This is a genomic window from Curtobacterium sp. AB7, from assembly GCF_044909335.1.
Classification (GTDB): domain Bacteria; phylum Actinomycetota; class Actinomycetes; order Actinomycetales; family Microbacteriaceae; genus Curtobacterium.
In genome coordinates, this window is sequence record NZ_JBIYED010000007.1 from 143272 (window position 1) to 168375 (window position 25104).

The window sequence follows — 25104 nt, forward strand, 5'->3', positions numbered from 1 at the left end:
GTCACTCGACGGAGAGGAACCGCAGGACGGCGAGCACGCGTCGGTGGTCCGCCGTGGTCGCTTCGAGCCCGAGCTTCGCGAAGACGGCCGTGACGTGCTTCTCGACGGTCCCGCCTGACAGGAACAGCGTCTCGGCGATCGCCGCGTTCGACCGTCCCTCGGCCATGAGCCGCAGGACGTCGGTCTCGCGCGCGGTGAGCCGGTCGAGCCGGTCCCGGAGCGGCCGCGGAGCCTGCACCAACGCGGCAGCGACCTCGGGGTCGAGCACGACGTTGCCGGCCGCGACCTGCTGCAACGACTCGATGAAGGTCGCGACCTCGGCGACCCGGTCCTTCAGCAGGTAGCCGACACCGACGGTCGCGACGTCGAGCAGGGTCCGCGCCCACCGCACCTCGGCGTACTGCGAGAACAGCAACACGCCGACCTCGGGCCGCGCTGTCTTGAGGGCCACGGCGGCCCGGACGCCCTCGTCGGTGTGGGTCGGCGGCATCCGGATGTCCATCACGACGACGTCGACGTGCTCGGACGCGAGCGCGGGGAGGACGGCCGCGCCGTCACCGACGGCAGCGACGATCTCGTGACCGCGCCCCTGCAACAACGACGCCAGTCCCTCGCGGACGATCGTGTTGTCGTCGGCGATGACGATCCTCACGTGGTCGTCCCGGAGGGCATCGCCATCCGGATGGTGGTGGGTCCGCCGGTCGGGCTCTGGACCGCGAGCGTGCCGTCGACCGCTCGGAGGCGTTCGAGCAGTCCGGCGAGACCGGTTCCCTGCCCGTCCGGAAGCGGCAACGAGACGTGGGCGCCGCCCGCGCCGTCGTCGGCCACCGTGACGACGAGTTCGGGCCCCGCCAACGCCACGTCGACCGTGGCCACGGTGGCTCCCGCGTGCTTCGACACGTTCGTGAGCAGCTCGAGGACCCCGAAGTAGGCGATGCCCTCGACGACCGGCGACGGGCGGACGGGCAGGTCCACGTGCAGCGTCACGGGGAACGGGGCGCGGGAGCACGCCGACGCGAGTCCGGCTTCGAGCCCCTCGTCGAGAACGGGCGGGTGGATCCCCCGAGCCAGCGCACGCAACTCGACGAGTGCTTCCTTCGTCGAGGTATGTGCCTGGGCGACGAGCGCCTCAACTCCAGACCCGTCGGCGTCCTGATTGCTCTGGAGTCGGTCACGGGCGTCGCCGAGGGTCATCGCCAGGCCGACCAGACGCGCCTGCGTGCCGTCGTGCAGCTCTCGCTCGATGCGGCGCAGCGTGCTGTCCGCATCCACCACGGCGGCGTCCCGGGACGCGGTGACCTCGGCGAGGCGCCGCTGCCGGAGGTCGGCGCCGAGCATCGAACGGATGACCGCGCGCTGCAGGGACCCGAGGCCGTGGTTGACGGCGGGCCAGACCGCGACGAGCACGACCAGGCCGACCGCGGCGAACGCGATCTGGAGCGGGACGGTGTCGACGAACACCCCGAGGAACTGCGCACCACGGTGCCGCAGCCCGTCCGAACCGGTCTGCTCCGGCAAGAAGCGGCCCCAGATGCTGTGGGACAGTGCGCCGAGCGCCGACACGAGCACCGCGACCGAGACAGCGAAGGATGCCGTCGTGACGACGAAGCCGACCAGCAGGTACGCGAACGCCCGCCACGTCGAGCCGTCCGTCAGCCGGGTGGTCGCCCATGCCAGGGGGCCGCCTCGACGCGGACGGATCGTCGGCGCGACGACCTCCTGTCCCAGCAGCGCAGCGGACATCCGCCGGGTGACCGCCGCGAACCACGCGGAACCGCCGACGAGGAACGCCGTGACGACCAGGCCGAACCACGTGACCGCGGACGGGACCCCGACAGAGATCGCCAGGGCGAACCACGTCACCGCCCCGATCGCGATCGGCAGGTGCGCGGCATGGAACGCGAACTGCCGCCAGGTCGCTACGGCGAACAGTCCGGAGACGAACCGGAACCGGGGAACGGCGGTGAGTTGCGGGATCAGGGCGGTGGTGCGGGACATGTGACCTCTTCGTGTGGACCGGGAGTGTGGTGCGCTGGTCCCAGCCTCGGGGGACGCAGGCGTTCGCGGGACCGGGCAAGCCCTCCGACTGCTGGGGGGAAACCCGAACAGTGGGCGCCGCCGTACTCAGTCGGCGTGTTCGGGTGGCCAGACCACGGAGAAGTACTCGAACACGATCTCGTCGAGCTCCGACCAGGCCACACCCCGAGCAGCGCAGGTGCGCTCCCAGTACCGCTGGTGCTCGCGTCGCCAGCTCTCCAGGGAACGATCGTCTTCGCCCTCCGCGACGGCGAAGGCCGCATCGGCACTGTCGAACGGACCGACCCGCAACGCGGTGCTCCGGATGATGATCCGAGGTGCGCCCGAGCTGTCGCACGCGATCCAGTGCGACCCGATCCGGGGCAACGGGTCGCCTCGGTGCGCGAACTCGGAGACGAGCTCGGCGGTTGCGCGCTTCCCACCGGACAGGACGATCTGCAGCAGCTCGTCAGCGAGCCGGGCAGTGTCACCGAAGTGCTCCACCGTGTGGTCGCGGTCCTCGGCAGCCTGCGGACGGGTCGCCGTGTACTCCGCCCACATCGTGGTCGCGGCGTCGAGGTCCGGCGGTGCGACCGGGACCACGTCGTGAAGGTCACTCATGAGCATCATCGTGGCAGACGCGGCGCCGGGAACGAGCCCCGCGGCCGGTCAGTCTCCGTCGAGCATGCTCGTGGCCTCGTCGCCGGTGGGTCCCACCCGCGGCCTCGCGCTGTTCGCCAGGAGATCGGCAGCGAACGCCGCGATCTCGTCGGCGATCGTGCCCGGGACCTGCCAGGCGGTGAAGTGCGCGCCGTGGTCGAGGTGCGTTCTGCGCATGGCGGACAGGACGCCGGTGCTCGGGTTGGACGACGACGTGAACGTGCTGCTCGGCATCCGTGTCGCGCTCGAGACCGACGAGCACCGGACGGTCACGGCTGAGGGCGGCCGGGCACGGTTGGCCGCGGTGGTGCGCGAGGACCCGGACGCCGTGGTGCTCGACTCGCGATGACGTTCGCTTCGCCGAACAGCTCGACCTCGCCGAGAAGACCGTGAAGAACCGCGTCTCCGGCTTGCTCGCGATGTTCGGGATGGAAGGACGGGCCCAGGCCGCGGTCTCCCGAACCACCGACCGCCCGACGGGTCCGGGCGGTCGGTGGCCGAGGGAAGCGCGCCTACCGCTTCAGGTTCGTCAGCTCCTGCAACACCTCGTCCGAGGTCGTGATGATGCGCGCGTTCGCCTGGAACCCGCGCTGCGCCACGATCAGGTTCGTGAACTCCTGCGACAGGTCGACGTTCGACATCTCGAGCGTTCCGGAGGCGAGCGAGCCGACGCCCGCCGATCCGGGGGTGCCCACCGAGGCCTGGCCCGAGTTCGCGGTCGCCCGGTAGCCCGAGGCACCGGTCTTCTCGAGACCGGCGGGGTTCGCGAAGGTCGCCAGGGCGATCCGTCCGAGGGCCAGCGAGGCGCCGTTCGAGAACGACCCGGTGACGGTGCCGTCCTTCGAGATCGAGTAGCCCTGCAGGGAGCCGGCCTCGTGGCCGTTCTGCGACGAGATCGACGCGGTGTTGAGCGACGCGAAGCCGGACAGCTGGGTCATGTCGACGGTGATCCCACCGACCGCCAGGGTGGAACCGGACGCGATCGATCCGTCGGTCTTGAAGGTGATCGTGCCGGTGGCGGAGGTCCCCTGACCGTTCGACGCCGAGACGTTCCACCCGGTGGTCGTGCGGGTGTAGGCGAGCGACATGGTGTGCTTCGTGCCGTACTGGTCGTACACGGTGGCGTCACGGTTGAGCGTCTCGCCCACGGCCGTGTCCGACGGCAGGTTGCCGCTGACGGTGGCCGAGGTGGTCGACGTGGCCGGTGCCGCGGCGTCGAGGGGCAGACGGATGTCGGTCAGCTGGCCGCCGTCGTTGACGACGCCGTTCGTCGCCGAGTACCCCTGCACGATCTTGCCGTCGGCGGTGACCAGACGGCCGTTCGCGTCGAAGTCGAAGGCCCCCGCACGGCTGTACACGGTGTCGTTGCCGAGGCGCGTGACGAAGAACCCGTCGCCCGAGATCATCAGGTCGGTGGCCTTGCCGGTGGCCTGGGCCGAGCCCTGCGCGAAGTTCGTCGACACACCGGCGACCTGGACGCCGAGGCCGATCTGCGCGGGGTTCGTCCCACCGATGCCGGACTGCGGTCCGCCGGCACCCTGGGTCATCTGCGACAGGGTGTCCTGGAAGACGGTGGTCGACGACTTGAAGCCGACGGTGTTGACGTTGGCGATGTTGTTGCCGGTGACGTCGAGCATCTGCTGGTGCGAGCGGAGGCCGGAGATCCCGGAGTAGAGCGAGCGGAGCATGGTGCGTCCTTTCGGAGAGGCAGGAAGAGCAGGAAGAAGAAGCGGAAGAAGAACGGTCAGGAAGCCGGTGCGGTGGTGGTGATGCCGGAGATCACGTCGAGAGCGACCTCCTTCCCGTTCACGGTGACCGTGGGCACGCTGTTCGCGTAGGACACGGCCGAGGCGGTCCCGGTGACGGCGGTGCCGGTCGCGGCGTCGGTGTAGCTGACCTGCTTGCCGACGAGGTTGGCGGCGGCGATGCGCATCTGGAGCGAGAAGTTCTCGTTCCCCGTCGTGGTCTGGTTCGTGATCTGCTCCATCATCGCGAGCTGCGTCTGCTGGCTGATCATCTGGTTGGTGTCCATCGGCGACGACGGGTCCTGGTTCTGCAGCTGCGTGACGAGCAGCTTCATGAACACCTCGGAGTCCATCGTCTGGGACTTCTTCGCGGTCGAGCTCGCGGCGAGGGCCGCGGCCTGGGCAGCCTGGTCCACGCTGCCGGTGATGCCGTCGATGGGCATGGTCTGGTTCCTGTTCGTGAGCCGGTCAGGCGAGGACGTCGAGTCCCGCGGTGCGGATGGTGGAGGTGGTGGCTGCGGAAGCTGGCTGCGCGGCGGACGGGCGCCGCGCCTCCAGGCCGGTGTCGGCACGCAGACGGCCGTCGGCCGGTCGCTGGTCGCGACCCGCCGACGTACCCGGGTGGTTCTGCGAGGACAGGTCGAGCGTGGTGCTCAGCCCGCTGCCGGCGGCGTCGCGCCGCAGGTCCGGCAGCACCTGGCGGACCGCGTCGCGGCCCGCTTCGGACGCCGCGAACAGCTCGACGTGCATGCCGTGTGCCGTCACGTGCGCACGGACCGTGACCGGTCCGAGGCTGTCCGGCACGACCTGCACCGTGACGACGTGTTCCCCGGGTCCGGCCTGCGCGAGCGAGAACACCGGTCGCGCGAGCTGCTGCCCGAGGGGTGCGGGCGTGGACGTCGGTGCCGCGGCGGCCGTGGCCGGGGCGGGCGCAGCGGTCGGCGTGGTGGGCAGGACGAAGGGCGTCTCGCCGCCGCGCCTGGTGGTGACTGCCGGGAGGCCCGGATCACCCGCCGTCGAGCCCTGCTGGTCCGTCCCGTGGCCGGTCTGCCCACCCCGTGCGGCGGTCGCCGCTGCCACCGTCACGACGCTCGGGGTCGCGGTCGCGGAACCGTCGGTGGTCTGGGGGGTCTGGGTTGCCGAGCTGGTCGGCTGGAGAGTCACGGCGGCAGCAGCAGCAGTGGCAGCAGGCGCGCTGCTCGTGCTCGTACTCGAGACTCCGACGGTGCCGGTGCCGGTGCCGGTCGTCGCGCCGGACGGGGTGCCGGGCCTCGGGACGTCGGACGCCGGTGACGGTGCGGGGCCGTCCGCGGGGACTGCGGTGGTCGTGCCCGATGCCGGTACGGCGGCGGACGCCGTGGTGCTGGCCGACGGCGCCGTGGTGGCAGCCAGCGGGAGCGCGGCCGCTGTGGCAGCGGCAGCTCCGATGGTGGCGGCGGGGGCGGCTGCAGGCGTCGTCGGCGCGATCGTCGTCGGAGTGGTCATCTCCGGGGCCGGGGCCGGGGCCGGGGCCGCCGTCGTCGCGGTGACGCCCCGCGCCGTCGACTCGGACGCGGTCGCCGTCACCGTCACCGGTGTGACCGTCTCGGCAGGGGTCGTCACCGCGACCGGGGGCGTCGGGACCGGGGCGGGCACCGTCCCTGCGAGCGGGAGCGTGAGCGCCTGAGCCTCCCCGGCGGCAGCGGACGAGCCGTCAGCGGCAGCCGACACGTCCGTCCCCGCGGTGGCCGTGGTGGCGTTCGGCGGCGTGGTCGAACCGGTGTCCTCGGCTGCGCGGGAGTCGTCCCGGCGCGCCGGTGCGCGCTCGCCCGCGCGGCGATCGGTCGCGGCGGCCGCGGCCAGGGCGGCGTCGAACGAGCCGGGCCCGGCAGGGTCGGAGGCCGAACGGGTCGGGGCAGCGGCGGCCGTCGGAGTCGGCGCAGGCTGGGTGGCGATGGTCAGGCTCATGCGGCGCTCCCGGACTGCATCATGGACAGCAGCGCAGCGGTCTGCAGGTCGGTGGCACTGCTCGCGGCCGTCGTCGCGGTCGTCGCCGTCGCGGCGGACGCCTGCGCGGGCACGATGCGGCGGATGGTGGCGATGTCGGCGTCCGAGTACCAGTTGTCGACGATGCGGACGTCCTTGCCGGGGCGCGGCGCGTGCAGTACCTTGCCGTCGCCGACGTAGATGACGACGTGGCCCTCGCCCTTCGGGATGATCAGGTCGCCGGGCTGCGCGTCCTTCAGGGAGCCGACCTCGACGCCCATCTTCGCCTGGTCCGGCACGACCCGCGGCATGGTCACGCCGAGGTCCTTGAACACCGTCTGCACCAGGCCGGAGCAGTCCATGCCGGCGGTCGTCGTGCCGCCGAACACGTAGGGCACGCCGAGGTACTTCTTCGCGTCCGCGACGACGTCGGATCCGGTGGCGCCGCTGCCTGTGGCGAGCGTGCCCGCACCGGCGTCGACCGACGTGGCCGGCGCAGTGCCGGTCGCGGCGGCAGCGGCGGTCGCGGTCCCGGTGCCGGTGGTCCCGGTCGCCGTGGCCAGGGCGTCGGCGAAGGCGCTCGACGACGCTGCCGACGACGCGGTGGACGACGAGACAGCCGTCGCGGCCGCGGAGCCACCGCGCAGGGTGTCGATCTGGGACCGGATCTCGGAGATCCGGGAGAGCACCGCTTCGACGCTCATCGGGCACCACCTTCCGTGCGGCGTCGTGCCGCGATCTCGTCGAGGGCGTTCTGTTCGGTGCGGAGTTCCTCGGCGGCCTGCTCGGCGGCGTGCTTGCCCTCGAGCTTCTCCAGGCCGACCGCGGCACGTCGTGCGGCGGTGTACTCGTCCTGCGCACGGTCGGCGTCCGCGCGGCGGGTCCGGACCACGGCGTCGAGCTCCTCGAGCATGCCGCGGGTCGCAGCACGCGCAGCGGCGACGGCGCTCAGGGTCGCGGCGTCCTCGATCGGCTGCGCGCCCTCGGCGTCGGCGAGGCTCCTCCGTGCGGCGATCCGGGCGTCGGCGGCGTCGCGCACGCGCTCGTTCGCGGTGGCGAGCGAGGCAGCGGCGCGGTCCTGTTCGGTGTGCCGCAGGCGCAGGAGCCCCGCGAGGGGGAACCGACGGGCCATCACGACACCCCCAGCTGCTGCACGAGACCACCGAGTCGCTGCCAGGACGCGTCGGCGGTCGCCCGCTCGTCCATCCCCTGGCGCAGGAACGCGTCGATCGCGCCCTGGTGGTCGACGGCGGCGTCGACGAGCGGGTTCGAGCCACGCTGGTAGGCGCCGACATCGAGCAGGTCCTGGGCGGCGGCACGCGCTGCCATCACCTTGCGCAGGGTCGTCGCGGCACCGCGCTGCGCCGGGTCCGTCACCTTCGAGGCCACTCGGGACACCGAGCCGAGGGCGTCCACCGACGGGAAGTGCCCGGTGATCGCGAGCTTCCGGTCGAGCACGACGTGACCGTCCAGGATGCTGCGGGCGGCGTCGGCGATCGGCTCGTTGTGGTCGTCACCGTCGACCAGCACGGTGTACATGCCGGTGATGCTGCCGACGCGGTCCGTCCCGGCACGCTCGAGCAGCCCGGCGAGCACCGAGAACGTCGACGGCGGGTAGCCCCGGGTGGCCGGCGGCTCCCCCACCGAGAGTCCGATCTCACGCTGCGCCATCGCGACGCGGGTGAGCGAGTCCATCATGAGCACGACGTCCTGGCCGGCGTCGCGGAACGACTCGGCGATGCGGGTGGCCACGAAGGCGGCACGCAGACGCATGAGGGCGGGCTCGTCCGAGGTCGACACGACGACGATCGAACGCGCGAGCCCCTCGGCGCCCAGGTCGTCCTCGAGGAACTCGCGGACCTCGCGGCCACGCTCCCCGACCAGCGCGATCACGTTGACGGCGGCGTCGCTCCCCCGGGCGATCATCGACAGCAGCGAGGACTTGCCGACACCGGAGCCCGCGAAGAGCCCCATGCGCTGGCCGCGGCCGACGGTGGTGAGGGTGTCGAGCACCCGCACGCCGAGCTGCATCGGGGTGTCGATGCGGGTGCGTGCCATCGCGTTCGGGGTCGCGTGGTCGAGCGGCACCCGGTCGACGGGCTCACCACCGGCACCGACGAGCGGGCCGCGGTCGTCGATCGGCCGGCCGAGCCCGTCGAGCACCCGGCCGAACAGCCCGGCACCCGTCGGCACGAGCACCGGGTGACCGGTCGGGCGTGCAGGGGTGCCGGCGGTGACACCGGTGAGGCGGCCGAGGGGCATGCAGCGCACGCCGGTGGCGTCGGTGGCGACGACCTCGACGGCGGTCTGCACGCCGTCCTCCGGTCCGACCGTGACGACCTCGCCGACGTGGGCGTCGAGCCCGGCGATCGTCAGCCCGAGGCCGACGGCGCTCGTGACGACGCCGACCCGCTGGGGTGCGGCCTGCCGCAGTGCGTCGTCGAGCCCGCGGGGCCGGAGCAGCGTGGCGGTCACGCGGACTCCCCCTGCAGCTCGACACCCAGTGCAGTGCGGGCGCGGTCGAGTGCGGTGGCGATACGGGCGTCGAGGATGCCGTCCGGCAGGTCGACGACGGCGTCGCCGTCCCGCAGCGCGGGGTCCGCGACCACCGGGACCGGCAGGTCGACGTCGGCGACGCGGGCGGCGTCCGCCGGGCTGAGCCGGACGGCCACCGGGACGCTGCGGTCGATGGACGCGAGCGCCCGCCGGACGGTGGTCTCGGCGCCGGACGTGATCCGGGCCTCCCCTCCGTCATCGGTACCGACCGCCGGACGGGAGGCACGGATCTCGTACCCGACGATCGCCTCGGCCAGGTCCGTGGCCGCGCTGGCGACGGAGGCCTCGGCGTCGCTGAGGACGGGCGCGACCGTGGACAGCATCGCGTTCGTCGCGGCGTCGAGGACGGCGATGCGGCGGACGGTGTCCGCGCGCAGCGACGCGGTCAGCGCGGCGTGCTCGGCCTGCAGGCGGGCGCGCAGGGCGTCCGTCTCGGCCTGCGCGGCGCGGAGACCCGCGGTGTAGCCGGCGGCGTGGCCGCGGACGTCCGCGCCGGACGCGCGGTCGGTCGCGGCGGCGGTGCCGATCGCGGGGAACGCGATGCGCTGCACGGTGCCGGCGGTCGTGGTGTCAGTCAACGAGCTCGTCCTCCTCGGCACGGTGCACGGTGATGACGCCCTGTGCCTCGAGCTCGCGCACGGAACGGACGACCTCGGCGCGCGCCTCCTCGACCTGCGAGACGCGGACCGGGCCCATGGCCTGCAGTTCGTCGTCGAGCAGCGAGCGGTTGCGCTCGGACACGTTCGCGCGGATCGTCTCGACGACGGGTCCGGCCGCACCCTTCATGGCGGTCGCGAGGAGCTTCGAGTCGATGCCGCGCAGCACCTGCTGGATGTCGCGGGACTCGAGCTTGACGATGTCCTCGAAGGTGAGCATGCGCGAGCGGATGTCCTCGGCGAGCTCCGGGTCGCGGGCCTCGAGCCCGTCGAGCACGGCCTTCTCGGTGGCGACGTCGGAGCGGTTGATGATGTCGACCAGGGGCGCGATGCCGCCGACGACCTCGACGCTCTCGCGCGGCGACACGACGGCGCCGGCGCGCTGCCGCAGGACACCGGCGACGATCCCGACGGCCTCCGGGGTCGCGCTGCCCATCGTGGCGAACGCCTGCGCGACGTCGGTGCGGACGCGCTCGTCGACACCCGCGAGGACGGCGCTCGCCTGGCCGGGCTTCAGGTGTGCCAGGACGAGGGCGATGGTCTGCGGCAACTCGCCCTCGAGCAGGGTGATGACCTGCCCGGGCTCGGCGTCGTCGAGGAAGTCGAAGGACTGGCCGGCCAGGTTCGAGGCGAGCCGGTCCATCACGCCGGCGGCGCGCTCGGCGCCGAAGGACGCCTCGAGCAGCCCGAGGGCGGTCTCCTTGCCGCCGCGCTTCTGCAGCCGGCCGCTCATCGTGATCCGGTGGAACTCCGACATGGTCTGGTCGACGACGGTGTCCTCGACGCGGCGCATCCGGACGATCTCGGCCGAGATCTCCTCGGCCTCCATCTCGGTGAACTGCTTCATCACCTCGGCAGCGCGGTCGGTGTCCATCTGCATGAGGATGAGCGCGACCTTCTGGGCACCGGTCAGCGCACGGTCGTTCGACCCCTTGCCGGTACCCGGGCCGCCGGCGCTCGGCATCAGGGCGCTCACACCGGTGCCCGGTCGTCGAGCAGCCCGCGCAGGAGCTCGGCCGTGCGCTTCGGGTCGCGTTCGGCCAGTGCGGAGATGTCCTGACGGCGGCGCTCGGCCGTGATCTCGTCGGTCGTCAGCACCTCGGTCGGCGGATCGCCGGCGGGCATCGTCGACAGCACGGCGGTGGGGGCGTCGCCGGCACCGAGGGTCGCGCGGTCGGCGGTGCCGTCCATCGCGAGGGGCAGCTGGAACGTCTCGCCGGCGAAGGCGTCGAGTTCGCCGAGGTCGACGGCCTCGCGCTCCTGCTTCCGGCTGCGACGGGCGATGACGAACATGACGGCGATGAGCGCGAGCAGGATGCCGATGACGATGCCGGCGGTGCGGATCGACGACCACAGGGCCTCCTGCTGGTCGGCCTTCTGCTGCGCTTCGAGGGCCTTCGCGGCCTGGTCGGCACCACTGGTGTCGAAGTCCATCATCGCGACCTTGACCTGGTCGCCGCGGGCCTGATCGACACCGGCGGCGGCCGACACCAGGTCGTTGATGCTCTGCAGGTTCGCGTTCTGCACGGCGTCGGCCTTCGAGTTCAGCGCGACCGAGATGGTCTGCCGGTCGAGGGACCCCGACGGGATCTGCGTGGTCTCGGTGGTGTGGTCGACGGCGTTGTTCTTCGTCGCCGACTCGTTCTTGTAGCCGTCGTCGCCGGTCCCGCTCGTGGCGGTGCCGTTCGGTACGGCGATGTTGTCCGGGCCGAGGACCCCGGTCGCGCCGCTCGACGCGCCCGCGGCACCCGAGCCGTACTGCTCGGTGGTGCTCGACTCGTTGAGCGCGACCGGACCGGAGGTCGGGGTGGTGTAGCTCTCCGACGTGCGGGTGCCGGACTCCTGGTTCATCGTGCCGGAGACCACGACCGTCGCGTTGCCGGCGCCGAGGGTGGTGTCGAGCAGGTCCTGGATCTTCTTGCTCGTCGCGGCGTCGTAGTCGGCGGCCTGGTCGGCACCGCTGCCGGTCGCCCCGGTCCCGACGGCGGACAGCGTCTGCCCCTTGGCGTCGACGACCGAGACGTCGGTGGTCTGCATGCCCTCGACCGCGGCGCTGGTCAGGTGCACGATCGCCTGCACCTGGTCGGTGCTCAGCTGCGTGCCGTTGTCGGTGGCGATGAACACCGACGCCGTCGGGTCCTTCTCCTCGGAGACGAACACGGACTTCTCCGGGATCGCGAGCTGCACGGTCGCGGTCTGCACGCCGTCCATCGCGCCGATGGTCCTGGCGAGCTCGCCCTCCATCGCCCGCTTGTAGGTGACGTCCTGCTGGAACTCCGAGCTCGTCACACCCATCTTGTCGAGCAGCGAGTAGCCGCCCTCGTTCGACGACGGCAGCCCGTTCGACGCGGCCTTGAGGCGCTCCGAGTACACCTGCGCCTGCGGCACCAGGATCGTCGCGCCGCCGTCGGTGAGCTGGTACGGCACGCCGTCGGTCTGCAGCTGGTCGGTGATGGAACTCGCGTCGGCAGCGGCCAGCCCGGTGAAGAGCGGTGCGTAGGACGCCTTGCCGAGCCACGACGCCAGGGCGATCCCACCGAGCACGAGCGCGGCGATCACCAGGATCGCGATGGTGCGCTGGGCGGCGGAGAAGCCCTTGACGTACGCGGACAGGCGCGCGAAGACGTTCTTGACGGCGACGGGCATCAGGCCTGCATCCTCATGATCTCGTTGAAGGCGTCGACGCCCTTGTTGCGGACGGCGGAGACGAGCTCGAGCGTGACCTGCGCGCGGGTGGCGGCGATGGTCGCGTCGTGGATGTCGTCGAGGTTGCCGGTGACGGCCTTGAGCGCGAGGGTCTTCGAGTCGCTCTGCAGGGCCTGCAGCCCGTCGACGGCGTTCCCGAGGCTGGCGGCGAACCCGCTGCCGTCGGTGCTGGTCGTCCCAGCGGTGCCGGTGACGTCGCTGGACGTACCGGACACACTGGTCAGTGCGTTCGTCATCGCGTTGGTGGTCACACCGTTGACGGCGTCGATGGGCATCAGTTCTTCCCGATCTGCAGTGCCGCCTCGTAGGCGGTCTTGGCGCGGTCGACGACGGAGGCGTTCGCCTGGTAGCCACGCTGGGCCATGATGAGGTCCGCCATCTGCGTGCCGAGGTCGATGTCCGGCATCCGGACGTACCCCTCGTCGTTCGCGAGCGGGTTGTCCGGGTCGTAGGTCACGCGGCCGGCGGCGCTGCCGAACGCGGCACCCTTGACGTAGGCACCGGACACGCCGTTGCCCTCCTGCACCTCGACGTAGCGGGCCTGGAACGCGGTGTCGTCCATCGACTTCACGGTGTTCGCGTTCGCCATGTTGTCGGCGACGGCGTCGAGCCACTTCCGGTGCACGGTCATGCCGGTGCTCGCGATGCCGATCGCGTCGAAGGTCGTCACGAGTTCGTCCGCATCGCCGCGCGGACGCTGGTGAGCTCGGAGTTCATCGCCTGCGTGGCGAACTGGTACCGGAGCACGGTGTCGACGTTGGAGAGCGTCTCCTCGTCGAGGTTGACGTTGTTGCCGTTCGTGTTCGTCGGCTCGAGGCTGCGGGCGACCGTCGGTGCGGTGTTCCCGCTGCCGTCGGTGATCGACTTCGCCAGGGCGTCCTCGAACTGGACCTTCTCGGCGTGGTAGCCCGGCGTGTTGATGTTCGCGATGTTGTTCGCGATCACCTTCTGGCGCATCGACAGGCCGTCGAGTGCGCTCTGCAGCGCGACGCTCGTCACGGAATCGAACACGGTGGTCCCCTCGTCAGGCGTCGTCGATGCGACGTCGCCGTGCGGTGGTGGCCGATCCGTGGCCGAACTGGTGAGCGATCCGTGCTCGTGTGGCGCTATCGGTGCCCGTCCCAGGCTGCGTTAGCCCTCGCCCCGAACGGGGGTGGCACCACTTCTGCGACAGACCACTCGTCGAACGACGCGTGGTTCGTCGCGGAACAGGTGGCGGGACCGCGGGTCAGGCGGACGCGTCGAGGTACACCGCGCCACGGGGCTCGCGCGTCGCGTCGACGGCGCGCAGCGCACCGAGGTGCTCGAGCGTCGCGCGTCGGTCCGACTCCAGTTCCGCGATGCGGTCGCGCTGCGCAGCGAGCAGCCGGGAGGCACGCCCCACCAACGCGCGCGGCACCGGACCCAGCCCGGCCGGCTCCGACCACCCGGTGCCGTCGTCGAGCGCCACATCCTGTTCCAGGGAAGCGAGTGCCGCCTCCCAGGTGTCAGGCGACACCGAGGGCTCCGCCCGTCGCCTGCTGGCGGGCCGGCGTCGCCGGCAGCGACGCGGCGGCGGCGTGCCACGACTGCCGCAGGGGTTCGAGGATCCGGATGCAGTCGCGCGTTGCCTGCACGTCACGGTGCACGTTCGCGGTGATGAGGGACGTCGACGCGTAGTTGTAGACGGCGAGCAGACCCTCACCCCCGTCCCAGACGTCGATCCGCAGCGTGGACGACAGCTCGCCGACGATGGCCTGCGCGTGCAGCAGTTGTTCGCGGGCGGCGTCCCAGTCGGCCTTGGTCTGTGCGGCCTCGGCGCGGTGCAGGTCGAGCAGCAGCCGGTCGTAGAGCATCGTGACGAGCTGCGCCGGGGTGGCCGACAGGACGGCCTCGTTCGTGTACTGGGCGCGACGCTGGTCGGTCACGGTGCGGGGCTGCGCCGCCTGGCGGAAGGCGGCGGCCTGGAAGTCGAAGGTCATGGTGATCCCGTCAGCTCGTCGTCGCCGCGAGCTGACTGGCGAGCCAGCTCGACTGGGACTGGAGCTTGCTGAGGCTGGTCTCGAGCGACGAGTACAGCGTCTGGAGCGATGCGCGGCGCATCGTGAGTCGGTCGGTCCAGCTGTCGATCTGGGTGTTGAGGTCCTTGGCGACCGCCTGCTGGCCGGTGATCGTCGTGGTGATGGACCCGTCGTACTTGTCGGACGCCGCGGTGGCGGCGGCCCCGACGTTCGCGGCGACACCGGACAGCATCGCCTGCGTGCCCTCGGGGTCGGTGGCGAGGGCCTTCTGGAAGACGTCGGCGTCGAAGGTGAAGCTGCCGTCCTTGGTGATCGAGATGCCGATCGACGACGGCGACTTCCCACCGACGGGCGCCGACATGGTGCTGCCCAGGCGCTGCACGGCGTCGCGCGTGGTGCCGTCGCCCATCAGGACCCCGGCGGTCGTGGTCGTCGACCCGCTGGTGGCACTCGTGGTGCTCGTCACCGCTGTGTTCGTCTTGTAGTAGGCCGAGACAGCGTTCATCGCGTCGACGAGTCCGGACGCCACGGACTGGGCCTTCGTGGTGTCCTGCGCGACGCCGACCGTGACCGGCTCCGTACTCGTCTTCGACACCGTGACCGACAGTCCCGGCACCAGGTCGGTGAACGTGTTCGTCGCACTCGTGATGGTCTGCTCGGCGGCGGTGCCGGCCCACAGCGTGACGCTGGCGTCCTTCGCCTGGGCGACGACCGCGGCGCCGACCTCGGTCAGCACGTTCGTCGAGGTCCCCGCAGCGACCTGGTCGGCGGTGCCCCGGTGGACCTCGAAACCACCCGCGGCCCCGGTCTTGGCAGACGTCAGCTGCAACCGGTAGAGCTTGGTGCCGTCGGCGGCCGCACCCGCGGCGACCTTCGTGGCGGTGACGCCGGCCCCGGACTTGTTGATCGCCGAGACCGTGTCGTCGAGGGAGCCGGACGAGGGCGTGACGGTGGTCTTCGTGCCGTCGGCACCCACAAGGGTGATCGGTTCGGCCGCGGCCGACCACGTGGACATCGCGGCGGTGACCCCGACCTGGGCGGACGCGGTCGAGCCGACGCTGAACGTCAGCGACCCGGCGCTCGCGTTCGTGCCGGTGACGGCGGTGACGCCCGACGACGAGCTCGTGGCCGTGAACAGGTCGAGCGAGGTCGCCTTGGCGGCGTCCTTCGCCTTCGTCGCGAGGGCCTGCACCAAGCCGTTGATCGTCTGCAGTGACGAGATGAACGAGTTGGTGCTCGTGAGCTTGTTCTTGAGCAGGGTCTGCGGCACGCCCTCGACGCTCATCAGCGAGTTGATGAGGTCGGTCGTCTTGAGCCCGCTGACGAGCCCGTCGATCGCGAGGCTGGTGCTCGAGGACACGGACGATGACATCGTCGACACTCCCTGGCGTCGTGGGGATGGTCAGGAGGGCGACGCCGCCTCCCGGGAAGCCTGAACGATCCCGGAAGGCGGCGTCGTGGGTGCTAGCGCAGGAGCGAGAGCACGCCCTGCGTGCTCTGGTTCGCCTGCGCGAGCATCGACGTACCGGCCTGGCTGAGGATGTTGTCGCGCGTGTACTTGACCATCTCCTCCGCCATGTCGACGTCGGTGATCCGCGAACCGGCAGCGGTGAGGTTCTCCTTGGCCACGTTCGTCACGTTGATGGCGTGGTCGAAGCGGTTCTGGACAGCACCGATGCTCGAACGTGCCGAGGACACGTACTTGATCTGCTCGTCGATCGCGGTGATGGCGGCCTGAGCGTTCGTCGCGCTGTCGAAGGTGAGGGCGCCGACAGCGGTCGACACGGACTCCACGTTGGACTTCGACAGGTCGACGTCGATCTGGCTCGCCGCGTCGCCGTTGGCGCCGACCTGGAACTTCAGGACGCCTGCGGTGCCGGCGGAGCCGTCGAGCAGGTTGATGCCGTTGAAGTTGGTCGACTGCGAGATGCGGGTGAGCTCCTTGGTGAGCTCGCCGACCTCGGTGGTGATCGCCTTGCGCGAGTCCTCGTTGTTCGAGTCGTTACCGGCCTGGACGGCCAGGTCGCGCATGCGCTGGAGGATCGAGTGGGTCTCGGTGAGGCCACCTTCAGCGGTCTGCACGACGGAGATGCCGTCCTGCGCGTTGCGGGCGGCGACCGTGAGGCCACCGACCTGGGACTTCAGCCCCTCGGAGATCGACAGACCGGCCGCGTCGTCGGCAGCACGGTTGATGCGGAGACCCGACGAGAGCTTCTCGAGGGACTTCGACAGGTCGTTCTGCGTCGAGTTGAGGTTCCGGTACGTGTTGAGTGCCGAGAGGTTGGTGTTGATGGACATACCCATGGTGGTTTCCTCCGTGAATGCTGGGTCGTACTACAGCCCGTCCGTGGGCTGACGTGGATGACTCTCGACCGGGTGCCGGGAGCCGTTAGGGAATCGACGGAAATACCCGTCGACGGTTCAGCTCGCCGCCACGGCGACCGGCGCGGTCGCGTCGTGGACGGCACGTGCGACGCCGGCGGCCGCGTTCGACGCGACGCGTGCGAGGTAGGCGCTCCGGCGGGCCGCGGTGGTGCGCGAGGCGGGCTCGGCGGCGGCACTGCCGTCCCCGTAGTGGGCGGCCAATCCATCGCGGAGCAGGCGCATCGCCTCGGATCGCTGCTGCGAGACGGCGGAGTGCGTGATGCCGAGTTCCGCGGCGACCTCGGTCACCGAGCGGTCCCCGAAGTAGACGGCCTCGACGACGAAGCGCATCCGCTCGGGCAGCGCCTCGACGGCTGCGCGCAGGTAGCGGCGCTTCTCGGTCTCGAGCAGGTCGTCGCCGGGCAACGGCAGGTCGGCGGCGACGAGGTCGTGCACGGTCTCGTCGAGGGGCGCGACGATGCGGGCCGCGTCGCTCATGGCGTCCGAGGCGGTCTGCCGGTCGACCCCCATCGCGTCCGCGACCTCCTGCACGCCGACGCTCCGGCCGAGTCGGGCGGACAGGGCCTCCTGCGTGGCGAGGGTCTCGCGGATCCGCTTCCGGGTGCCACGAGACGCCCAGTCGGCCGAGCGCATGTCATCGGCGAGGGCTCCGGCGATCCGGGTCCGGGCGTAGGCCCCGAAGGGGACGCCGAGGGTCGGGTCGAACGCGTCGGCAGCGGCGACGAGGGCGAGGGACCCGACGGCTGCGAGGTCGTCGCGGTCGAGGTGCGTGGCGCGGGAGCGGACGTCGGCGACGATGTAGCCGACGAGCGGGAGGTGCTCCACGATCATCGCGTTGCGTGCGGTGCGGTCCATGCTGATCCCTTGATCGACCTGAGGTGAACGTCCTGACTCACCCGTCCGTGGGCACGGCGAACGCCGGCCTCGGATGGCCGGTGCGTACGCCGAAGACCCGCCCGGTTCCCTCCGAGCGGCGCACCCCGCGCCTCGTTCGCGCGGTTCGAGGTCGCCCTCGTGGTGCGTTCTGAATGTATCGGCTGGCAAAGTCCTGAACAGGGGTTCATCCGTCCCCAGTGCGGGGGCATTTCCGGTGTTTCGTGGTCCACCTTTGGGGGGACCCCACCGGTAGAACGACCGTTCCCGTCCCCCGGACGGGGTGCGTTTCGTTCGTTCCGGGAGGCCCGGGTGACGTCCGCCTCGTTTGTCACGTCCCCGGCCGCTTACGACCACCGCCGTCGGGTCGATAGGTCTCGGTGTCCGCCGGATGGTGGACACGAAGACCCGAACACCCGACGACGACCCAAACGGGAGGAGCTGATGAGCGTGAACGACCTGTCCGCCGTGCTCTGGCGCGAACGCGAACTGCTCGAGCTGCTCACCTTCAAGCTCGAGGAGGAGCAGCTCCTGCTCACCGCGGGCCGTTCCCGCTGGGTGTCGCACGCCAGCCGCGAGGTCGAGCAGGTCCTCGAACGACTCCGCAGCACCGGACTCGAGCGCTCTGCGTCGAGTGCCGAGGTCGCCGAGGAGTGGGGCGTCCCCGCCGATGCTCCCCTGCGTGACGTCGTCGCCGCCGCGCCGAACGGCCCGTGGGGCGAGATCCTCGCCGCGCACCTGACCGCGATGGTCGAGCTCACCACCCAGATCGGTGCCCTGCGCGACGAGAACGACCGCTTCCTGCGCACCGCCGCCCAGGCCACCGAGGAGACCCTCGCCGGCACCGTGACGACCGCAGCGACCTACGACGCCTCGGGCGCCTCCGGTTCCGGCTCCGACGGCGCCCGCCTGTTCGAGGGGACCCTGTAACCCCGTGGTCAGCACCTTCGGCTCCCTCGCCACCGCGTACTCCGGCCTCGCCGCAGCCCGCGCCGGCATCGACGTCACCGGCCAGAACATCGCGAACGCCGGCACCGCCGGGTACACGCGGCAGCGCGTCACGCAGAACTCGATCCCCGCGACCCAGACCGGGTTCATGCGCGGCACCGCTGCCCTCGCCGGTCAGGGCGTCTCCGTCGACGGCATCGCCCGACTGGCATCGCTGACGCTCGACGTCGGCGTCCGGGTCGCCGCGGGGTCCTCCGCCTACGCCGACGCCCGTGCGACGGCACTGTCCGCCCTCGAGACCGGCCTGCACGAACCCGGCAAGGACGGCCTGAGCGCCAAGCTCGATGCCTTCTGGTCGTCGTGGAGCGAACTCGCCAGTCACCCCGACGACCCGGGTGCCGCCAGCGCCGTCCTCGGCGCAGCGGGCACCGTCGCCTCGGCCCTGGCCGCCGGGTCGAAGGCCGTCGACGCGCAGTGGTCCTCGGTCCGGGGCACCGCGGCCGGCCAGGTCACCCAGCTGAACGACGCAGCGAAGCAGGTGGCCGACCTGAACGGGCGGATCCGCACCGCACTGGCCTCCGGCGGCAACGCCGACGAACTCCTCGACCAGCGCGACCAGCTCACCGAGCAGATCGCGACGCTCGCCGGCGGGACGACCCGCACCAACGCGGACGGCACGGTCGACGTGCTGCTCGGCGGCAACCCGCTCGTGCAGGGCACCGACGCCCGCACCGTCGCCCTCGGCGGTGGCGAACGCCTCGCCGACGGCGCCGCGGTCACCCTGACCTGGACCTCCGGCAGCGCCGGCGCGGTGTCCCTCAGCGGTGGGTCGATCGGTGGCGCCCTCGCCGTCCTCGCGCCGGCGGACGGGAACGGCACGGGCGGGGCGCTCGCCCAGGCCGCCGCGTCCTACGACGCCGTCGCGACCCAGCTCGCAGCGACGGTCAACGCCGTCCACGCCACCGGCACGACCCCGGCCGGCACCACCGGCACCGCGTTCTTCGCCCTCGCGGCGGGTGTCCCCGCCGCGCAGGGCCTGTCGGTCGTCCCGACGGACGGCAGCGGCCTGGCGACGCGGAACGCGGCGGGGCAGCTCGACGACTCGTTCGCCGACGCGCTCTCGCGACTCGGCACGGGCCCTGGGGCCGCCGACACGACCTGGGCGACGTTCGTTGCGGGGGTGGGCACCGCCTCCCGGTCGGCCGCGACGGAGTCGACGCTCACCGGACTCGCCCTGACCAACGCGCGCACCCAGCAGCAGTCGAGCGCCGGCGTCGACCTCGACGAGGAGAACGTGAACCTGCTGAGCTACCAGCACGCGTACCAGGGCGCGGCACGCGTCCTGACCGCCGTCGACGAGATGCTCGACACCATCATCAACCGCACAGGACTCGTCGGGAGGGGCTGATCGTGATCACCCGGGTGACCACCCAGATGTCGATGGCCGCGGCCTCGGCCCGCCTGCAGACCGGTGCGGCGCGCGTGGCGCAGCTGACCGAGCAGGCCACCACGCTGCAGGCGATCCAGAAGCCGTCCGACGACCCCGTCGGCACCGCGTCGTCGATGCAGGTGCGCAAGGAACAGGCCGCCGCCGCGCAGTACACGCGCAACGCGAACGACGCCGTCGCCTGGCTCGCGACCACCGACAGCGCCCTGTCGAGCGTCTACTCGGTGCTGAACAGCGTGCGGGACCTGACCGTGCAGGCGGCGAACTCCGGCACCATGAGCGACACCGACCGCGACGCCTTCATCACGCAGTTCCAGTCGCTGAAGTCCGACCTCGAGGCGCGGGCCAACACGACGTACGGCACCCGCTCGGTCTTCGCCGGCGCCTCGACCGCCGGCGCCGCGTACGACCCGACGACCGGGTGGGCGGCCTCCGGCACGGACGTCTCCCGCCGGATCGACGACGGCACGACCGTGCGCGTCGACACCGCCGGGGCCGACGTCTTCGGCACCGGGGCGTCGTCGGTGTTCGGCGTGCTCGACTCCATCGTCAGCGACCTGCAGAACGGGGTGAACGTGAACGCGCGGATCAACGACGTCGACGGCGCGCTCGGGGCCGTCCGCGGCGCCCAGGCCGACGTCGGTGTCCGGCACGCGACCGCCCTCGCAGCCCAGGACTCGCTGAAGACCGCGGCCGTTTCGCTCGAGAACCGCCGCGCCGGCATCGAGGACGTCGACCTCGCCAAGGCCGTCCTCGACCTGCAGGTGCAGCAGACCAACTACCAGGCAGCCCTCGCCGTCACCGCGAAGGTCCTGCAGCCGACCCTGATGGACTACCTCCGATGAGCATCTCCCTGACCTTCGCCGTCCCGCCGTTCGGCCTCTCCCCCGCACCGGTCTTCACGCTGACCCCGGTGGACGGCGCCGAGGGCCTGTTCACCCTCGTCGGGGGTTCCTCGCGCTTGTTCGTGCTCGACGCCGCGGTGCACCTGCCGTCCTACTCGCCGGAGCTCACCGACGAGCAGGCCGCTGGGCTCGAGCTGAGCGACCCCGCCGACGCGATGCTGCTCGTGGTGGCGAACCCCGGCGCGTCCGGCGGTGCTCCCACGACCGTCAACCTGCTCGCGCCGATCGTCGTGAACGCCCGGATCGCCGTGGGCGCGCAGCTCATCCTGGAGGACCAGGACCTCCCGCTGCGGGCGGAGCTCGCGCGGGCGTAGGTGCCGCGGGGGCAGTCGGCCGCACGCGTTTTGCGACAATCCACGAGTCGATCGGCGCGTGGTTCGTCGGAACATGCGCACGCAACTGTTGCGTGTGCATGAGTCGACAATGCACGAGGTGATCAACACGTGCATCGTCGCAAGGTGCACACGAATGGAGCGCCCTCGTTCCTCCACACAGGGCGCTTGCGCTCGACTGTCCACAGATCGTCGCGGTAGGTCTCTCGCTCCGACTCGCTTCCACCAGCCTGTGGGCATGGGCAGAGCGAACGACATCGAACTCATCCGCACGACCGGGCTTCCGGATCCCGAACGCCGGGCGCTCGAACGTGATGTCCACCGCGGGGTCCTCGAACGGATCCGGCCCGGCGTCCTGGTCCGGCCCGGGGCGCTCGAACAGCTCCACCCTGGTGAACGACACCACGTCCTCGTCCGAGCATCGCTCCATCGCATCCGCGCCACCGACCTCGTGTCGCACCAGTCCGCGTGCGCCGTGCTCGGGCTGCCGCTCGTCGGCGAAGCTCCGACGAAGGTCCACGTGTCCGACCCGACGACCACCCACACGCGGGTGACCGCCTGGTTCGTCCGGCACGGCACTGCCGCACGGCCACCGACCGCGTACATCGAGTCCGGCGGACTGCGGACCACCGGGTGGGCGCGGAGCGCGGTGGACGTCGCTGCGACGCGTCCGTTGCTCGAGTCGCTGCCGGTCGTGGACCAGCTGCTCGCCGATCGGCGGACCACGCCCGAGGCACTGGCTGCTGATCTCGAACTGCGGGGCTCGGGGCAGGCGAAGGCGGGGGTGGCGATCGGGATGGGGTCGGCGCTGTCGGGGTCGCCGGCGGAGTCGGTGTGCCGGGTGCGCTTCCGGCAGGTCGGGGCGCCGGAGCCGGTGCAGGAGCACGAGTTCCGACGGGCCGGGGGTGGGAGGGCCGTCGTCGACTTCTGGTTTCCGGATCAGGGAGTCGTGGTCGAGGTCGACGGCCGCGCGAAGTACGAGGACCCGACGATGCTCGAGGGGCGGAGCACCGCCGAGGCGCACTGGCAGGAGAAGCGTCGCGAGGACTTCGTCCGGTCGTTCCCCGAGGTCCGGTTCGTCGTCCGGTTGTCGTGGGCCGATCTCATGCAGCCCGACCGCGTGCGTGCAGCACTCCGCCGGGCGGGTGTCCCGTGCCGGTGACGAACAGGCGAGCGGAGCCGAGGGCCCGGCCGGGATCAGCGGCTCGGCGCCTCCGGGTGGTGTGCACGCTGCCGTTCGACCACGAGCGGTGCACTCGGCACGCCACCGCCGACGATCACTTCGCCGGTGCCGACCCGCACCCCGTGGACCCGCCCGACACCCTTCACCACACCGGCACGACGATCGGGGTCGGGCTCGCGGTGGTCGCCCCCGGCTGCGAGTTCGGCGTCACGGACGGCGACCGTCCCGAGTACCTGGGCACCGGCGCCGAGCTCGGTGGGGCCCTCGACGAGGCAGCCGCCCGACAACCGAGCGCCGTCCCCCACGAGCACGTCCGCCCCGGTCGCCGTGATCGTGACGGGCCCCGGGCCGAGTTCGGCATCGGCACCGATGGTCACCCGGGCCGCTGTGGCGACGACGGTGACCGGGCCCGGACCGAGCCGCGCGCCGGATGCGACGGTGATCGAACCCCCGGCACGCGTGTCGAGCACGGCTCCGGGGTAGAGGACCACTCCGGCTGCAAGGGTGACGTCCGCGCCGACGAGCACGGAGCGGGGGTCGAGCACCACGACCTCGGGCAGCAGGTCGAGCACCTCGGCGACCGTCAGGAACCCGGAGGCCCGCCGAGCGTCGTCAGCCGGACCGGGCGCGCCGTCGATGTCCATCCAGCGAGCCTCCCACATGCCCGGCGTACGGTGAGCGCATGGCCCGCTCCCCGAAGGACCAGGCGATCGTGCCGCTGCCGAACGCCCAGGTCTCCCCCATGCCCGACGACTCCCGAACCCCGCAGCCGCAACAACCCGGCGGGTGGGTCAAGTGGCTCGACCGTGCCATCAGCGTCCAGCGCCCGGTGGTCGTGGCGCACGTCAACGCGATCCGCCGACGCAAGCCGGACGCCACCCCCGCCGAGGTCATCCAGATCCTCGAGCGGCAGTACCTCGCCGCGGTCACCACCGGTGGCGCAGCGGTCGGTGCAAGTGCGGTCATCCCCGGCGTCGGGATGGTGGCCGCCCTCGGACTGAGCGGCGCGGAGACGGTCGGTTTCCTCGAGACGACCGCGCTGTTCGCCCAGTCGGTGACCGAGGTCCACGGCATCGCCCTGGACGACCCCGAACGGGCACGGACCCTGGTGATGGCGATGATCCTCGGCGCTCCGGGCACACAGCTCATCAAGCAACTCGGCGGGCAGATCGCCGGCGGTCAAGCGCGCACGGCGTTCTGGGGCGAGATGGTGACCTCGTCCCTGCCGAAGCAGGTCGTGAACGGCCTCGGCGGGCAAGTCCGCGACCAGTTCATCAAGCGGTTCGCAGTGCGTCAGGGGACGTCGGTGCTCGGCCGTGCACTGCCGTTCGGCATCGGCGCCGCCGTCGGCGGGCTCGGCAACCACGCGCTCGGGCGGAAGGTCATCCAGGCCTCGCGGACCGGGTTCGGGCCGCCGTCTGCCCATTTCCCGATCGTGCTCGAGCCCAAGCCCGCGAAGCCGGAGAAACAGCCGAAGGACAAGCAGCCAAAGGACAAGCAGCCGAAGGAGCCCAAGCAGCCCAAGCAGCCCAAGCAGCTCGGCTGGCGCCGAGGCTCGGCAAAGGACGAGGACCTCTGGTCGGGGACGCCCGAGCGCTGAGCCGGGCAGCAGGCCCGATCAGAACGACCGCACCGGCGTCCTGACGACCTGCCCGGCGTGAGCGAACCCGCCGCCGAAGCCGAACAGCAACGCGGGGACGCCCTCGGGCAGGTCGCCACGCGCCCACGCCTTCGACAACCCGAGCGGAACGCTGGCGGCCGAGGTGTTGCCGGACTCGACGACGTCGCGGATGACGAACTTCGACTCCCCGCCGAGCGCGGTGACGAGCGGCTCGATGATCCGCAGGTTCGCCTGGTGGAACGCGAACACCTCGATGTCGTCCATGGTGAGCCCGGCGGCCTCGACGACCTTGCGGGCGTGCCCCTCGGCCTCGGTGATGGCCCAGCGGTAGATCGATCGGCCTTCCTGGTTGAACCGGCCGGGAGACCCCTCGACCCGCACCGCGTCGAGCAGGTGCGGCACGCTGCCCCACGACACGGGCCCGATCTCGGGGACGTCAGTGGCGCCGAGCACGGCGGCTCCGGCCCCGTCGCCGACGAGCACGCACGTCGACCGGTCGGTCCAGTCGGCGATGGCGGAGAGGGTCTCGGACCCGATGACGAGCGCGACGTCGGTTGACCCGACGCGGATCGACTGGTCGGCGAGGGCGAGTGCGTACTCGAACCCGCTGCACGCGGTGTTGATGTCGATGGGCGCTGGGCCGTTCGTCATCCCGAGCGCGGCGGCGACCCGACCGGCGGTGTAGGGCGCACGGTCCTGGTGCGTGGTGGAGGCGACGATGACGAGTCCGACGGCCGAGGGCGACACACCGGCGTCGGCGAGGGCGTTGCGGCCCGCTTCGATCGCCATCGACGTGACGCTGTCGTCCGGACCGGCGATGTGGCGGGTCTGGATCCCGGTCCGGGTGCGGATCCACTCGTCGTTGGTGTCGACCATGGTCGACAGTTCGTCGTTGGTCAGGATGCGTTCGGGCTGGTGGTGACCGAACCCGAGGATCCGGCTGCCACGGAGTGCTGGGGTGTTCACCGTCGTCACGGTACTCCTCCCCGGAGCGCGGACATGCCCCGGACGGCATGCAGCCACGCACCATGCAGGACGATGCACCCCAACACGCAGAACCATGCACCCCAGCAAGCAGACCGATGCTGCCCAGCATGCAGAACCGG

Annotated in this window: 30 protein-coding genes; 7 read left to right on the forward strand and 23 right to left on the reverse strand. The window is 71.6% G+C overall.

Annotation, left to right across the window (positions count from 1 at the left end; translation table 11 throughout):
- Nucleotide 1 precedes the first annotated feature (1 nt).
- The 4 genes from ABH929_RS14770 to ABH929_RS14785 form a co-directional block, all read right to left on the reverse strand.
- Nucleotides 2-652 (reverse strand): response regulator transcription factor, encoded by a 651-nt coding sequence (locus tag ABH929_RS14770; RefSeq protein WP_111084144.1) that lies wholly within the window; start codon nt 650-652, stop codon nt 2-4.
- Nucleotides 649-1998 (reverse strand): sensor histidine kinase, encoded by a 1350-nt coding sequence (locus ABH929_RS14775; RefSeq protein ID WP_404561748.1) that lies wholly within the window; start codon nt 1996-1998, stop codon nt 649-651. The genes ABH929_RS14770 and ABH929_RS14775 overlap by 4 nt, the downstream gene beginning before the upstream one ends.
- A gap of 126 nt (nt 1999-2124) precedes the next feature.
- On the reverse strand, nt 2125-2637 hold the full coding sequence (locus tag ABH929_RS14780) for an ASCH domain-containing protein (protein WP_404561749.1): 513 nt from the start codon (nt 2635-2637) through the stop codon (nt 2125-2127).
- A 48-nt stretch (nt 2638-2685) separates the two neighbouring features.
- Nucleotides 2686-2853, reverse strand: a complete 168-nt coding sequence (locus ABH929_RS14785) for a hypothetical protein (protein ID WP_404561750.1) — start codon at nt 2851-2853, stop codon at nt 2686-2688.
- On the opposite strand from ABH929_RS14785, the gene ABH929_RS14790 reads away from it, so the two are divergent.
- Nucleotides 2852-3025, forward strand: a complete 174-nt coding sequence (locus tag ABH929_RS14790; RefSeq protein WP_404561751.1) for a hypothetical protein — start codon at nt 2852-2854, stop codon at nt 3023-3025. The two genes, ABH929_RS14785 and ABH929_RS14790, sit on opposite strands and share 2 nt — an antisense overlap.
- A gap of 163 nt (nt 3026-3188) precedes the next feature.
- On the opposite strand, the gene ABH929_RS14795 is transcribed toward ABH929_RS14790, so the two are convergent.
- The 17 genes from ABH929_RS14795 to ABH929_RS14875 all read right to left on the reverse strand — a co-directional run bounded on the left by ABH929_RS14795 (nt 3189) and on the right by ABH929_RS14875 (nt 17544).
- Nucleotides 3189-4364 carry a flagellar hook protein FlgE gene (locus ABH929_RS14795; RefSeq protein ID WP_111084147.1) on the reverse strand — a complete coding sequence of 392 codons (1176 nt, stop codon included), beginning with the start codon at nt 4362-4364 and terminating at the stop codon, nt 3189-3191.
- Between the two features lie 56 nt (nt 4365-4420).
- Nucleotides 4421-4864, reverse strand: coding sequence for a flagellar hook assembly protein FlgD (locus tag ABH929_RS14800; RefSeq protein WP_111084148.1), 444 nt, complete (start codon nt 4862-4864; stop codon nt 4421-4423).
- A 25-nt stretch (nt 4865-4889) separates the two neighbouring features.
- Nucleotides 4890-6368: a flagellar hook-length control protein FliK gene (locus ABH929_RS14805; RefSeq protein WP_404561752.1), complete on the reverse strand. Its 1479-nt coding sequence runs from the start codon at nt 6366-6368 to the stop codon at nt 4890-4892.
- Nucleotides 6365-7090: a C40 family peptidase gene (locus tag ABH929_RS14810; RefSeq protein WP_404561753.1), complete on the reverse strand. Its 726-nt coding sequence runs from the start codon at nt 7088-7090 to the stop codon at nt 6365-6367. Before ABH929_RS14810 ends, ABH929_RS14805 begins: the two co-directional genes overlap by 4 nt.
- Nucleotides 7087-7518, reverse strand: coding sequence for a flagellar FliJ family protein (locus ABH929_RS14815; RefSeq protein ID WP_111086344.1), 432 nt, complete (start codon nt 7516-7518; stop codon nt 7087-7089). The genes ABH929_RS14810 and ABH929_RS14815 overlap by 4 nt, the downstream gene beginning before the upstream one ends.
- The gene (locus ABH929_RS14820) at nt 7518-8861 is read right to left on the reverse strand and encodes a FliI/YscN family ATPase (RefSeq protein ID WP_404561754.1); all 1344 of its coding nucleotides are present in this window, start codon (nt 8859-8861) and stop codon (nt 7518-7520) included. Before ABH929_RS14820 ends, ABH929_RS14815 begins: the two co-directional genes overlap by 1 nt.
- Entirely contained in the window at nt 8858-9520 is a 663-nt protein-coding gene (locus tag ABH929_RS14825) for a hypothetical protein (protein WP_404561755.1), read from the reverse strand. The genes ABH929_RS14820 and ABH929_RS14825 overlap by 4 nt, the downstream gene beginning before the upstream one ends.
- Entirely contained in the window at nt 9513-10574 is a 1062-nt protein-coding gene (fliG, locus tag ABH929_RS14830; RefSeq protein ID WP_240347290.1) for a flagellar motor switch protein FliG, read from the reverse strand. Before fliG ends, ABH929_RS14825 begins: the two co-directional genes overlap by 8 nt.
- Nucleotides 10571-12244, reverse strand: a complete 1674-nt coding sequence (gene fliF / locus ABH929_RS14835) for a flagellar basal-body MS-ring/collar protein FliF (protein ID WP_404561756.1) — start codon at nt 12242-12244, stop codon at nt 10571-10573. The genes fliG and fliF overlap by 4 nt, the downstream gene beginning before the upstream one ends.
- Nucleotides 12244-12579, reverse strand: a complete 336-nt coding sequence (gene fliE, locus ABH929_RS14840) for a flagellar hook-basal body complex protein FliE (protein ID WP_205462355.1) — start codon at nt 12577-12579, stop codon at nt 12244-12246. Before fliE ends, fliF begins: the two co-directional genes overlap by 1 nt.
- Nucleotides 12579-12974, reverse strand: a complete 396-nt coding sequence (locus ABH929_RS14845; protein ID WP_240347289.1) for a flagellar basal body rod protein FlgC — start codon at nt 12972-12974, stop codon at nt 12579-12581. The genes fliE and ABH929_RS14845 overlap by 1 nt, the downstream gene beginning before the upstream one ends.
- Nucleotides 12971-13315 (reverse strand): flagellar basal body protein, encoded by a 345-nt coding sequence (locus ABH929_RS14850; protein WP_111086349.1) that lies wholly within the window; start codon nt 13313-13315, stop codon nt 12971-12973. Before ABH929_RS14850 ends, ABH929_RS14845 begins: the two co-directional genes overlap by 4 nt.
- A 217-nt stretch (nt 13316-13532) precedes the next feature.
- Nucleotides 13533-13802 (reverse strand): hypothetical protein, encoded by a 270-nt coding sequence (locus ABH929_RS14855; RefSeq protein ID WP_404561757.1) that lies wholly within the window; start codon nt 13800-13802, stop codon nt 13533-13535.
- Nucleotides 13792-14265, reverse strand: coding sequence for a flagellar export chaperone FliS (gene fliS / locus ABH929_RS14860; protein WP_404561758.1), 474 nt, complete (start codon nt 14263-14265; stop codon nt 13792-13794). Before fliS ends, ABH929_RS14855 begins: the two co-directional genes overlap by 11 nt.
- A 10-nt stretch (nt 14266-14275) precedes the next feature.
- Complete coding sequence (gene fliD / locus ABH929_RS14865; RefSeq protein WP_404561759.1) at nt 14276-15664, reverse strand: flagellar filament capping protein FliD; 1389 nt, start codon at nt 15662-15664, stop codon at nt 14276-14278.
- 104 nt (nt 15665-15768) lie between these two features.
- Complete coding sequence (locus ABH929_RS14870) at nt 15769-16608, reverse strand: flagellin (protein WP_181437623.1); 840 nt, start codon at nt 16606-16608, stop codon at nt 15769-15771.
- A 117-nt stretch (nt 16609-16725) separates the two neighbouring features.
- Nucleotides 16726-17544: a sigma-70 family RNA polymerase sigma factor gene (locus ABH929_RS14875; protein WP_404561760.1), complete on the reverse strand. Its 819-nt coding sequence runs from the start codon at nt 17542-17544 to the stop codon at nt 16726-16728.
- Nucleotides 17545-18006: 462 nt separating this feature from the next.
- Between ABH929_RS14875 and ABH929_RS14880 the strand changes: the two genes are divergently transcribed.
- The 5 genes from ABH929_RS14880 to ABH929_RS14900 all read left to right on the forward strand — a co-directional run bounded on the left by ABH929_RS14880 (nt 18007) and on the right by ABH929_RS14900 (nt 22356).
- Complete coding sequence (locus ABH929_RS14880) at nt 18007-18492, forward strand: flagellar protein FlgN (protein WP_404561761.1); 486 nt, start codon at nt 18007-18009, stop codon at nt 18490-18492.
- A 4-nt stretch (nt 18493-18496) separates the two neighbouring features.
- Nucleotides 18497-19918, forward strand: a complete 1422-nt coding sequence (gene flgK / locus ABH929_RS14885; RefSeq protein ID WP_404561762.1) for a flagellar hook-associated protein FlgK — start codon at nt 18497-18499, stop codon at nt 19916-19918.
- 2 nt (nt 19919-19920) lie between these two features.
- Nucleotides 19921-20802, forward strand: a complete 882-nt coding sequence (gene flgL, locus ABH929_RS14890) for a flagellar hook-associated protein FlgL (protein WP_404561763.1) — start codon at nt 19921-19923, stop codon at nt 20800-20802.
- Nucleotides 20799-21176, forward strand: coding sequence for a flagellar assembly protein FliW (fliW, locus tag ABH929_RS14895; protein WP_404561764.1), 378 nt, complete (start codon nt 20799-20801; stop codon nt 21174-21176). Before flgL ends, fliW begins: the two co-directional genes overlap by 4 nt.
- A 256-nt stretch (nt 21177-21432) precedes the next feature.
- Nucleotides 21433-22356, forward strand: a complete 924-nt coding sequence (locus ABH929_RS14900) for a hypothetical protein (RefSeq protein ID WP_404561765.1) — start codon at nt 21433-21435, stop codon at nt 22354-22356.
- A gap of 35 nt (nt 22357-22391) precedes the next feature.
- Here the strand turns inward: ABH929_RS14900 and ABH929_RS14905 are convergent, their stop codons facing one another.
- Entirely contained in the window at nt 22392-23021 is a 630-nt protein-coding gene (locus tag ABH929_RS14905) for a hypothetical protein (protein ID WP_404561766.1), read from the reverse strand.
- Nucleotides 23022-23059: 38 nt separating this feature from the next.
- On the opposite strand from ABH929_RS14905, the gene ABH929_RS14910 reads away from it, so the two are divergent.
- Entirely contained in the window at nt 23060-23977 is a 918-nt protein-coding gene (locus tag ABH929_RS14910; protein WP_404561767.1) for a hypothetical protein, read from the forward strand.
- 18 nt (nt 23978-23995) lie between these two features.
- Here the strand turns inward: ABH929_RS14910 and ABH929_RS14915 are convergent, their stop codons facing one another.
- Nucleotides 23996-24964, reverse strand: coding sequence for a beta-ketoacyl-ACP synthase III (locus tag ABH929_RS14915; RefSeq protein ID WP_404561768.1), 969 nt, complete (start codon nt 24962-24964; stop codon nt 23996-23998).
- Between the last annotated feature and the right edge of the window lie 140 nt (nt 24965-25104).

What these genes read in the sequence shown, in the direction of transcription:
- fliS (WP_404561758.1), bottom strand. Translation starts at nt 14,265, where the DNA reads ATGACCTTCGACTTCCAGGCCGCCGCCTTCCGCCAGGCGGCGCAGCCC.
- ABH929_RS14880 (WP_404561761.1), top strand. Translation starts at nt 18,007, where the DNA reads ATGAGCGTGAACGACCTGTCCGCCGTGCTCTGGCGCGAACGCGAACTG.
- fliE (WP_205462355.1), bottom strand. Translation starts at nt 12,579, where the DNA reads ATGCCCATCGACGCCGTCAACGGTGTGACCACCAACGCGATGACGAAC.
- ABH929_RS14910 (WP_404561767.1), top strand. Translation starts at nt 23,060, where the DNA reads ATGGCCCGCTCCCCGAAGGACCAGGCGATCGTGCCGCTGCCGAACGCC.
- ABH929_RS14815 (WP_111086344.1), bottom strand. Translation starts at nt 7,518, where the DNA reads ATGGCCCGTCGGTTCCCCCTCGCGGGGCTCCTGCGCCTGCGGCACACC.
- ABH929_RS14870 (WP_181437623.1), bottom strand. Translation starts at nt 16,608, where the DNA reads ATGGGTATGTCCATCAACACCAACCTCTCGGCACTCAACACGTACCGG.
- ABH929_RS14810 (WP_404561753.1), bottom strand. Translation starts at nt 7,090, where the DNA reads ATGAGCGTCGAAGCGGTGCTCTCCCGGATCTCCGAGATCCGGTCCCAG.
- ABH929_RS14875 (WP_404561760.1), bottom strand. Translation starts at nt 17,544, where the DNA reads ATGGACCGCACCGCACGCAACGCGATGATCGTGGAGCACCTCCCGCTC.
- ABH929_RS14785 (WP_404561750.1), bottom strand. Translation starts at nt 2,853, where the DNA reads ATGCGCAGAACGCACCTCGACCACGGCGCGCACTTCACCGCCTGGCAG.
- fliF (WP_404561756.1), bottom strand. Translation starts at nt 12,244, where the DNA reads ATGCCCGTCGCCGTCAAGAACGTCTTCGCGCGCCTGTCCGCGTACGTC.
- ABH929_RS14905 (WP_404561766.1), bottom strand. Translation starts at nt 23,021, where the DNA reads ATGGACATCGACGGCGCGCCCGGTCCGGCTGACGACGCTCGGCGGGCC.
- ABH929_RS14800 (WP_111084148.1), bottom strand. Translation starts at nt 4,864, where the DNA reads ATGCCCATCGACGGCATCACCGGCAGCGTGGACCAGGCTGCCCAGGCC.
- fliW (WP_404561764.1), top strand. Translation starts at nt 20,799, where the DNA reads ATGAGCATCTCCCTGACCTTCGCCGTCCCGCCGTTCGGCCTCTCCCCC.
- ABH929_RS14775 (WP_404561748.1), bottom strand. Translation starts at nt 1,998, where the DNA reads ATGTCCCGCACCACCGCCCTGATCCCGCAACTCACCGCCGTTCCCCGG.
- ABH929_RS14790 (WP_404561751.1), top strand. Translation starts at nt 2,852, where the DNA reads ATGGCGGACAGGACGCCGGTGCTCGGGTTGGACGACGACGTGAACGTG.
- ABH929_RS14795 (WP_111084147.1), bottom strand. Translation starts at nt 4,364, where the DNA reads ATGCTCCGCTCGCTCTACTCCGGGATCTCCGGCCTCCGCTCGCACCAG.
- ABH929_RS14780 (WP_404561749.1), bottom strand. Translation starts at nt 2,637, where the DNA reads ATGAGTGACCTTCACGACGTGGTCCCGGTCGCACCGCCGGACCTCGAC.
- ABH929_RS14900 (WP_404561765.1), top strand. Translation starts at nt 21,433, where the DNA reads ATGGGCAGAGCGAACGACATCGAACTCATCCGCACGACCGGGCTTCCG.
- ABH929_RS14805 (WP_404561752.1), bottom strand. Translation starts at nt 6,368, where the DNA reads ATGAGCCTGACCATCGCCACCCAGCCTGCGCCGACTCCGACGGCCGCC.